Source organism: Erwinia sp. AK-PDG3-5 (assembly GCF_056821705.1).
In genome coordinates this window covers 2,667,985-2,682,810 of record NZ_CM165967.1, presented here as the reverse complement: position 1 = coordinate 2,682,810, position 14,826 = coordinate 2,667,985, and the positions used below count along the sequence as shown (strand labels likewise).

Here is a 14,826-nt window from a genome sequence, read left to right as displayed (position 1 = left end):
CAGGCTCCAAAAATGGCTAGTTAATCATAGAATTGCCTGGCTAATTTTGCGAGGCTATAAGCAGGATCCTTTTTACACCTAAACCAGGTAAGGCGAAACCATGAGATCAGGACGTTATATCGGCGTTATGTCCGGAACCAGCCTGGATGGCATTGACGTGGTGCTGGCGGCGATAGATGAGCGGATGGTGGCGCAGCAGGCCAGCTATTGTCATCCGCTGCCTGCCGGCTTGCGTCAGGCAATTTTATCCATCTGCCAGGGGCAGTCGTTAACCCTGTCACAGCTTGGACAAATCGATACGCAGTTAGGAAGAGTATTTGCCGAAGCGGTTCTAACCCTCATCCAGCGTGAAGGGTTAGAGCGTGAGGACATCACTGCCATTGGTTGCCACGGACAGACCGTCTGGCACGAACCGCAGGGCGAGGCGCCAAACACGCTGCAAATTGGCGATAATAACCAGATTGTTGCCGCCACCGGGATCACCGTGGTGGGCGACTTCCGCCGTCGCGATATGGCCTTAGGCGGACAGGGCGCGCCGCTGGTCCCCGCCTTCCACCAGGCGATCCTGATGCATCCCGAAGAGCGCCGGATGGTGCTGAACATTGGCGGTATTGCCAACCTGTCGTTGCTAATACCGGGCAAGCCCATCGGCGGCTACGATACCGGTCCGGGCAATATGCTGCTGGACGCGTGGATCTGGCGCCATCATCAGAAAAGCTACGACAAAGACGGCGAATGGGGCGGTCAGGGCAGCGTGGTCATGCCGCTGTTGCAACAGATGCTGGCCGATCCGTGGTTTGCGTTGCCGGCACCGAAATCTACCGGCCGTGAGTATTTCAATTTGAGCTGGGTCGAACAACAGCTCTCGCTGTTCCCGGGTCTGCAACCACAGGATGTTCAGGCCACGCTGGTGGAACTGACGGCCACTACCATTGCCGAACAGGTGATGCTGAGTGGCGGATGTGAACGCTTGTTGGTCTGCGGCGGCGGTAGCCGCAACCTGATGCTGATGTCACGTTTGGCATCTTTGCTGCCGGGAACCGAAGTGGGCACCACCGATGAAGCCGGGATCAGCGGCGATGATATGGAAGCACTGGCGTTTGCCTGGCTGGCCTATCGCACGCTTTCAGGTCTGCCCGGCAATCTGCCGTCCGTCACGGGCGCCAGAGAAGCCTCGGTGCTTGGGGCGATCTATCCGGCTAATCCAGGCCATTACCGCTAAACACTGTCCACCGGAGAGAAAATGAAACGCATTTTGTTAGTCACTACTGCGGCGTTGTTGTCAGGCTGCAGCTATTTCCACGCTGAGCCGGAACAACTGAAAACCCTGCATTACACCTGCGGCACCTTACCGTTAACGGTCAGCCTTGATAATGCGCGTCAGGAGGTTAACCTTATCCTTGATGGCAATCCGCTGACCTTAAAACAGCAGGAGGCCGCTTCCGGCACGCGTTACAGTGACGGGAAATATGTTTTCTGGTCGAAAGGTGACGGCGCATTTATCGAGCGTAACGATAAAATCATCATCAATGACTGTCGTCTGGACGCCAGTTAAGCCGTTGAAACCCATTGGGATCGGGCGCACAATGTTCCCTCCCCCTGTCAGCAGAAGCCTGAGCGATGAACGAGAGTGATAACCTGCAGCAGATTGCCCATCTGCGCCGTGAATATACCCGTGGCGGCCTGCGCCGTAACGATCTGCCTGCCGATCCGCTGGCGCTGTTTGAACACTGGCTGGGCCAGGCGGTGGACGCCCAGCTGCCGGATCCGACGGCAATGAGCGTGGCCACCGTTGACGAGCACGGCCAGCCTTATCAGCGCATCGTGCTGCTGAAGCATTTCGATCCGCGTGGCATGGTGTTCTACACCAACCTCGGCAGTCGGAAAGCGCATCATCTGGAAGCCAATCCGCGCATCAGCCTGCTGTTTCCCTGGCACATGCTGGAGCGACAGGTAATGGTGCTCGGCACGGTGGAAAAGCTGTCGATGATTGAGGTGCTGAAATACTTCCACAGCCGTCCGCGTGAAAGCCAGATCGGTGCCTGGGTGTCAAAACAGTCCAGCCGCATTTCTGCCCGTGGCGTGCTGGAAGGCAAATTCCTCGAGCTGAAGCAAAAGTTCCAGCAGGGCGATGTGCCCCTGCCGAGTTTTTGGGGCGGATACCGCATCAAAATTGACTCAATGGAGTTCTGGCAGGGCGGTGAACATCGCCTCCATGACCGTTTTTTCTACCAGCGTGATGCTGACGGCTGGAAAATCGACCGACTCGCCCCGTAATTCCGCGAAATAATCCCGTTAAGCGCTGGCACAGAGTGCGTCAGCGCTTTATTCTATATGCCTTATTTTTTCTTCCGCGAGTCAGCGGAAAGCTGTGTACCAGCTAAGGTGCAGACTTTTCTACATGGAGTCACAGATGGCCAGCAGTAACCTGATCAAACAATTGCAAGAGCGTGGGCTGGTAGCCCAGGTAACGGATGAAGACGCGTTAGCAGAACGACTGGCGCAAGGGCCAATCGCGCTGTATTGCGGCTTCGATCCGACTGCCGACAGCTTGCATTTGGGCCATTTGGTGCCGTTACTCTGCCTGAAACGCTTCCAGGATGCCGGTCACCGTCCGGTGGCGCTGGTGGGCGGCGCCACCGGCCTGATCGGCGATCCGAGCTTCAAGGCGGATGAGCGTAAGCTCAACACCAGCGAAACGGTCGGCGAGTGGGTCGAGAAAATTCGTCACCAGGTTGCACCGTTCCTCGACTTCGACTGTGGCGATAACAGCGCGATTGCGGCCAATAACTACGACTGGTTCGGCAACATGAACGTGCTGACCTTCCTGCGTGATATCGGCAAGCACTTCTCCGTTAACCAGATGATCAATAAAGAAGCGGTTAAGCAGCGTCTGAACCGTGACGATCAGGGCATCTCGTTCACCGAATTCTCTTACAACCTGTTGCAGGGTTATGACTTTGCCTGTCTGAACGAGCGTCACGGCGTGGCGCTGCAGATTGGCGGCTCCGATCAGTGGGGCAATATCACCTCCGGTATCGATTTGACCCGTCGCCTGCATCAGAATCAGGTCTTTGGCCTGACGGTTCCGCTGATCACCAAATCGGACGGCACCAAATTCGGTAAAACCGAAGGCGGCGCGGTGTGGCTGGATGCCAGCAAAACCAGCCCGTACAAGTTCTACCAGTTCTGGATCAACACCGCTGACGCCGACGTCTATCGCTTCCTGAAATTCTTCACCTTTATGAGCCTGGAAGAGATCAACGCGCTGGAAGAAGAAGACAAAAGCAGTGGCAAAGCCCCACGCGCGCAGTATGTGCTGGCGGAGCAGGTCACCCGTCTGGTTCACGGCGAGGAAGGTCTGGCCGCGGCAGAACGTATTACCAAAAGCCTGTTCTCTGGATCGCTGAGCGAAATGACCGAGGCCGACTTTGAACAGCTGGCGCAGGACGGCATTCCGTTTGTGGCGCTGGAGCGCGGTCAGGATCTTCAGCAGGCGATGGTCGATGGCGATCTGGCCCCGTCACGCGGTCAGGCGCGAAAGTTGATCGAGTCCAAAGCGGTCAGCATCAACGGCGAGCCGCAGTTGAGCGCTGAATATACCTTTGCCGAGACCGACCGCCTGTTTGACCGCTTTACGCTGCTGCGTCGCGGCAAGAAAAACTACTGTCTGATCGTCTGGAACTAATAAAACAACCTCTATCAGGCCGGCTTGTCCGGCCTTTATTTTTGGCAGGGTTCAGGTTTCGCTATGAAAAACATACTTTCTATTCAATCCCATACCGTTTTTGGTCATGCCGGAAACAGTGCTTCCGAATTCCCTATGCGCCGTCTGGGCGCAAACGTTTGGCCGCTGAACACCGTGCAGTTTTCTAACCATACGCAATACGGCAAATGGGCCGGCATGGTCATGCCGGCCACGCATCTGACGGAGATTGTGAAGGGGATTGCCGATATCGATCGGCTGAAGACCTGCGATGCGGTATTGAGCGGCTATCTGGGTTCCGAAGAGCAGGGCGAAGAGATTATGGAGATCGTCCGTCTGGTGAAAGCGGCCAATCCGGATGCGTTGTATTTCTGCGATCCGGTGATGGGACATCCGGAAAAAGGCTGCATCGTGGCACCTGGCGTGGCCGAGTTTCATACCAAAGTGGCGATGCCCGCCAGCGATATCATCGCACCGAACCTGATCGAGCTCGAAATCCTCAGTGGCCACCCGGTCAATAACGTTGAGGAAGCGGTCGCCACGGCGCGCGAACTGATTGCTCAGGGACCGAAACTGGTGCTGATCAAGCATCTGGCCAGGGCCGGACAGCGCAGCGATCGCTTTGAGATGCTGCTGGTCACTGCGGATGAAGCCTGGCATATCAGCCGTCCGCTGATCGATTTTGGCGTGCGTCAGCCGGTTGGCGTGGGTGATTTGACCAGCGGCCTGCTGCTGGTGGATATCCTGCAGGGTAAATCGCTGCGCGAGGCGCTGGAGCATATCACTGCAGCGGTGTATGAAGTGATGCTGAAAACCCACGAGATGGGCGAATATGAGCTGCAGCTGGTTGCGGCACAGGATGCCATTGCCAATCCACAGCAGCATTTTGGTGCGATGAAGCTCTGATCGTTTTACCCCTCAGCCGCCATCGCTGAGGGGAATATCTGCTGAATGTCCGATCACATCCCTTCGGCCTTCAGCGCCGCTTCTACCGCTGGGCGTTCTGCAACCCGCGTAAACCAGCTTTCCAGCTCATCAAAACCCGCCAGATCCAGCTTTAGGGCTTTTGCCCAACGCACCATGGTAAACAGATAGGCATCCGCCACGCAAAACTTCAGCCCCATCAGCCACTGTTTTCCTTCCAGTTGCTGATTCACCCAGCTGAACTTGCCGCGCAGTTTCTCGCGCAGCTGAGTTTTGTACGCTTCGGGAGTCGCCGATCCAAACAGTGGGCTAATGGTTTTATGCAGCTCGGTGGCAATAAAGTTCAGCCATTCGACGGTCTGATAACGCGTCAGGTGACCGGTGGGGGCCAGAAGATGGCGGTCGGGTTTCAGGTCCGCCAGGTACTGAACGATGGCAACCCCTTCGGTCAGCACGGTGCCGTCATCCAGCAACAGCGCCGGGACCTGGCCCTTCGGATTGGTGAGCAGATAGTCTTCCTGCTGCTCGGTTTTCTTGCTCTGCAAATCGACGGCGACCAGCGTAAAATCGAGGCCGGATTCCTGCAGGACGATATGCGGAGATAGCGAACAGGCGCCAGCTTTATAATACAGTTTCATCGGTGCTCCTTTAGCTCAGTGGCAAAAGATCTTCCAAGCTTAATGCTGGCTGGCGAAAAAGTCAGCGCCCGGCGGCGCACTTCTGCAAACTATCTGGCTGATTTTTAGCCCACCTCAGACTGTCGAATGAAAACAGGGCAACGTCGGAAGCGTTTCACGCGCCATGTTCCAGAAAGCCCGCACGCGGGCAGGCATATACTTCAAATTCTGCGTAACCAGCTGAACCGGCAGGCCTGGCGGCCGGTAATCGGCTAACACCTCACAAAGCAGCCCCTGCTGCAGCTCTTCGAACGCCTGATAGGAGAGCAGACGGGTGATCCCTTTGCCTGCACGCGCTGCAATCAGCTGCGTTTCCACTTCATTCACCATCATCGCCGGCTGGATGCGCACCCGCTCCTGATTTTCCGGTGGGCCAAACCGCCATTCCCTGCTGGAACTGATCGAGGTGCCCGCAATCAGCAGGTGATTAACCAAATCGCCGGGCGAAACCGGCGTGCCTGCTGTTGCCAGATAGGCCGGGCTGGCTAACACAATGCGCTGCACGCTACCGACTTCCACGGCAACCAGCGAGGAGTCGCGCAGCTGCCCAATGCGGACTGCCATATCCAGCCCCTGTTCAATCAGGTCCTGATAGCTGTCGTTCAGCAGAAGCTCAATTTGAATATCGGGATAGCTGTCGAGAAACTGCATCACCAGCGGCGCAATGTGCTTTCTGCCAAACTGTACGGGTGCCGTCACGCGTAACAGCCCGGTTAATTGGGTGCGCGCGGCATCCTGGAGCGCCAGCGTATAGTCGTTAAGCAGGGTTTTGGCGCGTTCAAACAGCACCAGGCCCGCGGGCGTCGGCGAAAGGTGTCGGGTAGTTCGCTCAATCAGGCTGGCGTCAAATCGGCTCTCCAGAGAAGCCAGCGCGCGGGTAATGGCCGGCGGAGAACGGCGCAGCTTTCGCGCCGCGCCCGCCAGGCTGCCTTGCTGAACCACGGCAACAAACACTTCAAGCTCATCCAGTTTGTCCATGATTATTCCGGTAAATGAAATTATGAATTGCCATATTGCAAGTTTTCCCTCGTTTATCGCAAGAGTAAGCTTATCGAAACCCTAAAGGAGACGCTCATGACCGCTTTAACGTTGTACACCACACCGCTTTCCGGCCACGGCCACCGCGTTAAATTACTGCTCACGCTGCTGAACTTGCCGTTTGAAGAACGAGAGGCCGGTGCAGAGCAACGTAAAACGGCCGAGTTCCTGGCGGTCAATCCCTTCGGGCAGGTACCGGTGCTGATCGATGAGGACACGGCGATTGTCGACAGCAACGCCATTTTGATTTGGCTGGTGAAGCGCTATGCGCCAGACAGCCAGTGGTTGCCAAAGGATCTCAAACAGGAAGTGGAAGTCCATCAGTGGCTGGCGAAAGCCGCAGGCGAGATCCGCTATGGCGTGGCGTCGGCCAGGCTGATCAAACAGTTTTCCACGCCGGAGAACTACGACTCGGCAAAGAGCGTCGCGGCGAAATTCCTGCCACAGATGGCGCAACACCTCAGCGACAGGCGTTGGCTGGTGGGTGAGCAGGCGACGCTGGCCGATGTGGCCTGTTACGCCTACGTTGCCTGTGCGCCGGAAGGGGGCATCACTCTGACGCCGTTCCCAGCCATTCAACGCTGGATAAAGCAGGTTGAGGCACTCCCGGGATTTGTTGGCCTGCCTCCGCTGCCGATCCCTGAGGCAGGTTAATCATGTTCCACCCGGGTGAACGGCTGGCACAACAAAAGGCGGGGTATCGTGAGGTGCGGGCAGCCGTCTACCTGGCCATGCCCGATCATCACCGGCAATTTTATGCCGGTCTGACGGCCTTCTACTTATCGGCGCTGGATGAGAAGGGCTTCCCCGTCGCGATGCGAGTGCAGGGAGCCGCAGGTTTTCTTCACAGCAACGACGGATCGAGGCTGGATATTTCGCTGGCGGCAATTGCCAACGCGCCACTGTTACCGACCCTAAAGCCGGGAATGCCCGTTGGCGGGCTGGGGATCGACTTCTCGAACAGAAGGCGCAACCGGGTGAATGGCGTGGTGGAGGCGGTTAACGATCGGCAGATCAGTATCCGCGTACTGGAGAGTTTCGGGAACTGTCCGAAGTATATCCAACGGCGGGATATACCGGACGGGGGCGAAGGGCGCGTGCAGCACGTCGAGGTTGAACCTTTGCAGGCACTGGATGCCGATGCCCGCTATCTGATTGCCGCCACCGACACCTTTTTTGTTGCCAGTTATGCCCAGCGCGAAAATGGCGTTGGCGGTGTGGATATTTCGCACCGGGGAGGCCTGTCAGGCTTTATCACCGTGCAGCAGGGTAAATTACGCATCCCGGACTACAGCGGTAACCGCTATATGAACACGCTGGGCAATTTGCTGGTTGAACCGCGATGCGCACTGCTGCTGATGGACTTTCATCAGGGCGCTGCGCTGCATATTCAGGGACGGGCCGAAATTGAGTGGCAGTCACCCGCACAGGGGCTGACCGAACGTTACTGGCAGGTTGAGGTTGAAAACGTCACCCGCCTGCGTCAGCTGTTTCCTGCTGCCGGACTGCGGGTGGAGTTTGCTGACTCCTCCCTGGCCGCCGGATAACGGGCATAAAAAAGGGCGACATCACGTCGCCCTTATTCGCTTAACCACGTTGTATTAGATCTTGGCTTCTTTCAGCTCAGACTGTTGGTCGTCCTGCGTCATGCGGTTCAGCTTAGGCGCGGTCAGCAGCATCAGAATAGCAATCACCCCGGTTGCCACCCCAATCTGCAAGAACACATCGCCGTAAACGTGGAGCGACTGCAGTGGGTCGGTGATATTTTCCGGCACCGCCATCAGATTCGCTACTTTACCGGCAATCATCGCTGCTCCGGCAGTGGTCAGGAACCATGAACCCATAATAAAGCCCATCAGACGCTGCGGCACCAGTTGCGCCACCATCGCCAGCCCCAGGCCGGAAATCATCAGCTCGCCGACGCTCTGCAGCGCATAGCTGAGGATCAGCCAGTTAACGGAAACGATGCCCATCTGGTTAGCGAATTTCGCGCCCATTGGCAGCACCAGGAAAGCGGCGGAGCAGAGGATCATCCCCAGCGCAAACTTGTGCGGCATCGGCATGCGATCGCCCATCTTGTTGTAGATCGCGGCCAGAATCGGGCTGAAAATCATGATCCAGAACGGGTTCAGGGCCTGGAACTGCTCCGGCTCAAACGTGATACCGAGGATGCTGTGCTCAACGTTGCGGATGGCAAAGAAGTTCAGCGAGGTTGGCATCTGCATATACAGAACAAAGAACACCACTGCTTGTACCATCAGGATGAAAGCGACAATCATCTTACGACGGGCCGCCCCTTTCATAGCGAAGGCTTCTTTGGCAAAAATCAACACGATACCGACAGCAATCACGGCCAGCACCAGGCGCGCGATGCCCTGGTTGTGTAACAACCAGGTCGCCAGCACTACCAGCGCGGCGACACCGACCAGCGTTGCCAGCAGTTTGCCGAAATGCAGCGGCTGGAAGTCAGGCTTGGAGCCGTAATTCTTCACCCACTTGCGGAACATCATAAAGTTGACCAGCGTCAGCAACATGCCCACAAACGACAGGGAGAACGCCACGCTCCAGCCAAATTTCGCGGCCAGCCACGGGGTGGCGAGCATAGAGAAGAAGGAGCCGATGTTGATCGCCATGTAATACATGGTGAACGCGCCATCCAGACGGGGATCGTCTTTGTCATAGCAGGTTGAAAGCAGGGAGGACGGGTTGGCTTTAAACAGGCCGTTACCGACGGCAATGGTTGCCATGCCGATATACACCAGGCCGACGTCATGACCTGACCAGGCGACCAGCGCGTAGCCCAGAGCCAGAACCAGCGTACCCAAAACGATAACGCGTTTGGTGCCCAGCACTTTATCGCCCAGCCAGCCGCCGACGGCAACCAGACCGTAAACCAGCGCACTGAACGAGGAGAACAGGGTGATCGAGTCGGCTTCTGACATACCCAGCTGTTTCACCAGGTAGACGGCCATGATGCCTTGCAGGCCGTAATAACCGAAGCGTTCCCACAGTTCGACTGAGAAGATCAGGTAGAACGATTTAGGTTGCTTGAACGCATTGAGGCTGCTTGCCTCGGGATGTTTGTTTGCAGTTGACACTGGTACCTCTGGAGTTCGTATCCTGATTCGACATAGAAAATAAGTCGTCGTCATTCAAGGTGGGCATTCGCCGCATGATTATAAGAGTGGAAAAGCGGCGATTAATTTCGCTCATCGGGCCACATCAGGCAAGTGTTTTTTCATATGTCGCCAGCGCGCAGCGCTAAAGTGTTAAAGATAAGTTAAATGCGGTATATTGGTTGATAGCACTGATAAATTAGATAAATGCGATATAAGTCTCTTTAATAAGGCGCAAGTTTATCCAACTGGTGGAATAACCAACTTAGCGCATAAAGATAGAGCAATCTGTCGTTAGAAATTATCTCTGCAATATTAATAACCGTTCAGGCGCTTTTGATCAGTCTTACACACGCGAAAACGTTGAGACGTGCAATTTTAGCGCAAGATGAAGGCGTAAATGTGATTTAGATCACTTTAAAATGACATATTAAAGATTGAAAAATAAGCCTGTTGCCTGTCAAGCCGCTCTCCAGCTGAAATTCCGCATTTTTTCACATTTCATCGTCTTTTTACCCCAATGTGACGTTTCTAACATTTGAAGAAGAGGTCTCTTCACAGACGCTTAACTTATTATTGATTGAACGTTCAATATAAAAAGTCTATAATCCCTGTCATTCAATAGCTAAAACCGATGAAGCACGATGCCAAAAGTTGGAATGAAAGCCATACGTCAGGCGCAATTGATCCGCGCAACGCTGACGGTAATCGACAGGGTGGGACTGGCCGATGCCAGTCTGGCGTTGATTGCCAAAGAGGCCGGGGTCTCGACCGGGATTGTCAGCCACTATTTTGGCGACAAAAATGGTTTGCTGGATGCCTGTATGCGGCAGATCCTTTCCGACTTATACCTGGCAGTCGATCATCATCGTAAACAGGCGGAAGACCAGCCGGCGTCGCAGATTCGCGCCATTATTGATGGCAACTTTGACGTCTCGCAGATTGCCGGGCCGGTGCTGAAAACCTGGCTGGCCTTCTGGACCAACAGCCTGCATCAGCCAGATTTGCAGCGGTTGCAGCGGATTAACGATCGTCGCCTTTATTCGAACCTGACCGCGCAGTTTGCCCGGGTTCTCCCGGCGCAGCAGGCCCGCGATGCGGGTGCCAGCCTCGCGGCACTGATTGACGGCTTGTGGTTGCGTATGACTTTAGCACCGCAGCCGATGGCAAAGGGCGTCGAAAACGCCCGTGCGCTCTGTTATCAAAATCTCGCGTTGTGGCTCAACGCCGCAGCACACTAACCCCCAAAGGAGGATGCATGGCAGATATGCAACGCCGTGGACTTTATACTAATGGCCGTGAAGAACCCGGTCATGGCGAAACATTCACCACCATCAATCCCGCCAATGGCGAAGTGCTGGCTGAGATCACCTCTGCCAGCCAGCAGGATATTGACCGTGCCGTGGCCTCGGCTGAAGCCGGCCAGCGTATCTGGCGTGGCTACACCCCGGTTGAGCGTAGCCGTGTGCTACTGAAAGCGGTTGCGCTGCTGCGTGAACGCAATCAACAGCTGGCGGAGCTGGAAACAGCCGATACCGGTAAGCCCATCAGCGAAACGGCGGCGGTCGATATCGTCACCGGTGCTGACGTGCTGGAATACTACGCCGGTCTGGCCGTTGCGGTAGAGGGCGAATCCATTCCTCTGCGCGACAGCGCGCTGGTGTATACCCGCCGCGAGCCGCTGGGCGTCTGTGCCGGTATTGGCGCGTGGAACTACCCGATTCAGATTGCCCTGTGGAAAAGTGCCCCGGCGCTGGCCACTGGCAACGCGATGATCTTCAAGCCAAGCGAAATCACGCCGTTAAGCGTGCTGGAACTGGCCAAAATCTTTACCGAAGCCGGTTTGCCGGATGGCGTGTTTAACGTGGTTCAGGGCGCAGGCCCGGTCGGCCAGGGTCTGAGCCAGCATCCAAAAATTGCCAAAGTCTCCTTCACCGGTGAAGTGAAAACCGGTAAACGCGTGATGGCGGATGCGGCACTGGCGAACCTCAAATCCGTCACCATGGAACTCGGTGGCAAATCACCGCTGATCGTGTTTGAAGATGCCGAGCTTGAGCGTGCCGTCGACGGCGCGATGATGGCCAACTTCTACAGCAGTGGGCAGGTATGCACTAACGGCACCCGCGTCTTTGTTCATCGTTCGCTGCTGCCGGCCTTTGAAAAGCGCCTGCAGGAAAAAATGGCCGGCATCAAAGCCGGTGACCCGCTGGATCCAGAGGTCAACTTTGGACCGCTGGTCAGCGAAGGGCACTGCCAGAAGGTCGTCTCTTACCTCGATATCGGTAAAAAAGAGGGCGCGCGCGTATTGGCAGGCGGTTCACGTATGACTGACGGCGCGTTCGCCAAAGGGTGCTACGTGGAAGCCACGGTCTTCACCGATTGCACCGATGATATGCGCATCGTGCAGGAAGAGATCTTTGGTCCGGTGATGAGCGTGCTGGTATTTGATGACGAGCAGGAAGTGATCGATCGCGCCAACAACACCGAATACGGTCTGGCAGCGGGTATTTTCACCACCTCGCTGAACCGTGCACATCGTGTGATCCATCAGATGGAAGCGGGGATTTGCTGGGTGAATACCTGGGGCGAATCACCGGCACCTATGCCTGTCGGTGGCTATAAGCAGTCTGGCGTCGGCCGTGAAAACGGACTGGAAACGCTGCACCACTATACCCGCACCAAATCCATCCTGATTGAGATGGGCGAGTATCCTTCCGCGTTCTGATGCGCGCGCTTTTTTTCGCAGTCTGATTTTTTTGCCGCGGCAGTACTGTCGCGGCTATCTGGAGGCTTAATGCAGAAATTTGATTATATTATTATTGGCGCTGGTTCAGCAGGTAACGTACTGGCCACGCGACTGACTGAGGATGCTGACGTATCGGTACTTTTACTGGAAGCGGGCGGGAAAGATCATCGCTGGGACTTCCGTACCCAAATGCCAGCCGCTTTGGCTTACCCGCTGCAGGGTAAACGTTATAACTGGGCGTTTGAAACCGATCCTGAGCCGAAGATGAATAACCGCCGCATGGAATGTGGTCGCGGCAAAGGTCTGGGCGGTTCTTCCCTGATCAACGGCATGTGCTATATCCGCGGCAACGCGATGGATTACGACAACTGGGCCAGCAAGAAAGGGCTGGAAAACTGGTCGTATCTGAACTGCCTGCCGTATTTCCGCAAGGCAGAGAAGCGCGATATCGGCGAGAACGACTATCACGGTGGCGAAGGTTACCTGAGCGTCACCACGCCAAAAGCCGGCAATAATCCGTTGTTCCGCGCCTTTATCGATGCCGCCACTCAGGCCGGCCACCACGAAACGGATGACCTTAACGGTTATCGCCAGGATGGTTTCGGCCCGATGGATCGTACCGTGACCGCTCAGGGCCGCCGTTCCAGCACCGCCAGAGGCTATCTGGACGTGGCCAAGCAGCGTTCAAACCTGACCATCGTCACCCATGCGCAGACGGACCGCATTCTGTTCAGCGGCAAAACGGCTACCGGCGTCAGCTGGTTACGTAACGGCAAAGAAGAGCAGGCGCACGCCACGCGTGAAGTGCTGCTGTGTGCCGGTGCGATTGCCTCACCACAAATCCTGCAGCGTTCCGGTGTCGGCCCTGAAGAGTGGCTGCGCGAGCTGGACATTGACGTGGTGCATGCGTTGCCGGGTGTCGGTCGTAACTTACAGGATCACCTGGAAGTGTACATGCAGTTCCGCTGCAAAAAGCCGGTCAGCCTGTATCCGTCGCTGCAGTGGTGGAACCAGCCGGCTATCGGAGCCGAATGGCTGTTTAACGGCACCGGCATTGGCGCCAGCAACCAGTTTGAAGCCGGTGGCTTTATTCGCAGTGATGACAAGCCAGACTGGCCGGATCTGCAATACCACTTCCTGCCCGTTGCCATCAACTACAACGGCAGCAGCCCGGTAAAAGAGCACGGATTCCAGGCACACGTAGGCCCAATGCGTTCGATGAGCCGTGGCCGCGTCAAGCTGACCTCGAAGCATCCGTATGCCGCGCCGTCGATCTTCTTCAACTACATGTCTGAAGATCGTGACTGGGAAGAATTCCGCAATGCGGTGCGTCTGACGCGTGAAATCATGCAACAGCAGGCGCTTGCCGAATATTGCGGTGAAGAGATCCAGCCGGGTGCGCATGTGCAGAGCGATGAAGATATCGATACCTTTATCCGCGAACATGCAGAGACGGCCTATCACCCCTGCGGCAGCTGCGCGATGGGCAACGACGAGATGGCCGTGGTCGATGCCCAGGGCCGCGTACACGGTATGCAGAACTTGCGTGTGGTCGATGCGTCAATCATGCCGCAGATCACCACCGGCAACCTCAATGCGCCAACGGTGATGATTGCCGAGAAAATGGCGGATCTGATCCGTGGCAAAACGCCGCTGGCGTTGTCCACCGCAGAGTATTACCAGCTGCAGCGTGAACAGGCCGAAGTGGCGGTTGAAGAAGGCATAAAATAATCACTGACTGTCGGAGCAGGGAAAAACCCTGTTAAACAAAGCCGATAGCGAAGAGGGCGGAATGAAAATTCCGCCCTTTTTTTAACCCGCCCGCGATCAATTTTTTCTATAGTAAACCTTTAGTCCATGGACCGACGCTTAACATGACCAAAGCCACCGCCGTCGCTGGGGATCCTGCTGCTGGCGCTGGGCGTGGTGTGCAGCCTGCTGGCATGGCGTCACAGCCTGCAACATGCAACGCCGTTGCTCTCGCTGTCGATGCTGCGCATTCCGACCTTCAGAAGTGCGGTGGTGGGGGGATCCTTCTTCCGTGCCTCGATCAATGCCATCCCGTTCCTGTTACCGCTGCTGTTTCAGCTGAGTTTTGGCTGGAGTGCCGCGCAGGCAGGGTCGATGGTGCTGTGGGTATTTGCCGGGAATCTGGCGATGAAACCGGCAACTACCTGGCTGATGTTCAGATTTGGTTTTAAGCGAATTCTGTTTCTTAACGGGATGCTCAGCATCTTCTCGATTCTGAGCTGCCTGTTTATTACGCCGGCGCAGGGATATTTGTTGATCGCCGCCATTCTGTTTATTGGCGGATTATCGCGGTCGTTGCAGTTCAGCTGTTATAACAGCATGGGATTTGCCGATGTGCCGCGGGAAAAACTGAGTGAAGCCTCGGTGATCTTCAGCATCCTGTTCCAGTTCAGCATGAGCTTTGGCATTGCCATCTCGGCAATGATCCTGCGATTTTCCATGCAGCTGGCCGGACAGACCTCACCCAGCCAGCAGGATATTCATATCGCCTTTGCGGCGATTGCCCTGCTGGTGGTGATGTCGCTGGTGGATGTCTGGCGGCTGGAGAAGAATGCGGGGGAGAAGGACCTGGCAAGGTAAACCGGGGCC

General features: G+C 56.1%; 14 protein-coding genes. 11 read left to right on the top strand and 3 right to left on the bottom strand.

Translation table 11 applies throughout. The features are described from left to right. Window positions 1-100: 100 nt before the first annotated feature. The 5 genes from anmK (at window position 101) to pdxY (ending at window position 4,612) form a co-directional block, all read left to right on the top strand. On the top strand, window positions 101-1,222 hold the full coding sequence (anmK, locus tag AC1UKS_RS12300) for an anhydro-N-acetylmuramic acid kinase (RefSeq protein ID WP_482433812.1): 1,122 nt from the start codon (window positions 101-103) through the stop codon (window positions 1,220-1,222). A 21-nt stretch (window positions 1,223-1,243) separates the two neighbouring features. Continuing rightward, on the top strand, window positions 1,244-1,555 hold the full coding sequence (locus AC1UKS_RS12295) for an MliC family protein (protein ID WP_013201952.1): 312 nt from the start codon (window positions 1,244-1,246) through the stop codon (window positions 1,553-1,555). A gap of 65 nt (window positions 1,556-1,620) precedes the next feature. Further along, a complete protein-coding gene (gene pdxH / locus AC1UKS_RS12290; protein WP_265910301.1) occupies window positions 1,621-2,277 on the top strand; it encodes a pyridoxamine 5'-phosphate oxidase in 657 nt (218 codons plus the stop codon). Window positions 2,278-2,413: 136 nt separating this feature from the next. Next, window positions 2,414-3,688 (top strand): tyrosine--tRNA ligase, encoded by a 1,275-nt coding sequence (gene tyrS, locus AC1UKS_RS12285; RefSeq protein WP_482433810.1) that lies wholly within the window; start codon window positions 2,414-2,416, stop codon window positions 3,686-3,688. Between the two features lie 63 nt (window positions 3,689-3,751). Next, window positions 3,752-4,612, top strand: coding sequence for a pyridoxal kinase PdxY (gene pdxY, locus AC1UKS_RS12280; RefSeq protein ID WP_482433808.1), 861 nt, complete (start codon window positions 3,752-3,754; stop codon window positions 4,610-4,612). Window positions 4,613-4,665: 53 nt separating this feature from the next. Here the strand turns inward: pdxY and gstA are convergent, their stop codons facing one another. Together gstA and AC1UKS_RS12270 are read right to left on the bottom strand one after the other, a co-directional pair. Next, window positions 4,666-5,268: a glutathione transferase GstA gene (gene gstA / locus AC1UKS_RS12275; RefSeq protein WP_482433806.1), complete on the bottom strand. Its 603-nt coding sequence runs from the start codon at window positions 5,266-5,268 to the stop codon at window positions 4,666-4,668. Window positions 5,269-5,382: 114 nt separating this feature from the next. Next, on the bottom strand, window positions 5,383-6,285 hold the full coding sequence (locus AC1UKS_RS12270; protein WP_482433804.1) for a LysR family transcriptional regulator: 903 nt from the start codon (window positions 6,283-6,285) through the stop codon (window positions 5,383-5,385). A 96-nt stretch (window positions 6,286-6,381) separates the two neighbouring features. Between AC1UKS_RS12270 and AC1UKS_RS12265 the strand changes: the two genes are divergently transcribed. Then, entirely contained in the window at window positions 6,382-6,999 is a 618-nt protein-coding gene (locus AC1UKS_RS12265) for a glutathione S-transferase (RefSeq protein WP_482433803.1), read from the top strand. Between the two features lie 2 nt (window positions 7,000-7,001). After that, window positions 7,002-7,892 carry a pyridoxamine 5'-phosphate oxidase family protein gene (locus tag AC1UKS_RS12260; RefSeq protein ID WP_482433801.1) on the top strand — a complete coding sequence of 297 codons (891 nt, stop codon included), beginning with the start codon at window positions 7,002-7,004 and terminating at the stop codon, window positions 7,890-7,892. A 54-nt stretch (window positions 7,893-7,946) separates the two neighbouring features. On the opposite strand, the gene dtpA is transcribed toward AC1UKS_RS12260, so the two are convergent. Continuing rightward, complete coding sequence (dtpA, locus tag AC1UKS_RS12255) at window positions 7,947-9,443, bottom strand: dipeptide/tripeptide permease DtpA (RefSeq protein WP_265910308.1); 1,497 nt, start codon at window positions 9,441-9,443, stop codon at window positions 7,947-7,949. Between the two features lie 662 nt (window positions 9,444-10,105). On the opposite strand from dtpA, the gene betI reads away from it, so the two are divergent. The 4 genes from betI (at window position 10,106) to AC1UKS_RS12235 (ending at window position 14,817) form a co-directional block, all read left to right on the top strand. Beyond that, window positions 10,106-10,702: a transcriptional regulator BetI gene (gene betI, locus AC1UKS_RS12250; protein ID WP_482433799.1), complete on the top strand. Its 597-nt coding sequence runs from the start codon at window positions 10,106-10,108 to the stop codon at window positions 10,700-10,702. A 26-nt stretch (window positions 10,703-10,728) separates the two neighbouring features. Then, window positions 10,729-12,186: a betaine-aldehyde dehydrogenase gene (betB, locus tag AC1UKS_RS12245; protein WP_482436963.1), complete on the top strand. Its 1,458-nt coding sequence runs from the start codon at window positions 10,729-10,731 to the stop codon at window positions 12,184-12,186. Between the two features lie 69 nt (window positions 12,187-12,255). Further along, window positions 12,256-13,938: a choline dehydrogenase gene (gene betA / locus AC1UKS_RS12240; RefSeq protein WP_265910310.1), complete on the top strand. Its 1,683-nt coding sequence runs from the start codon at window positions 12,256-12,258 to the stop codon at window positions 13,936-13,938. A 192-nt stretch (window positions 13,939-14,130) separates the two neighbouring features. Continuing rightward, complete coding sequence (locus tag AC1UKS_RS12235) at window positions 14,131-14,817, top strand: MFS transporter (protein ID WP_482433797.1); 687 nt, start codon at window positions 14,131-14,133, stop codon at window positions 14,815-14,817. The last annotated feature ends 9 nt before the right edge of the window (window positions 14,818-14,826 follow it).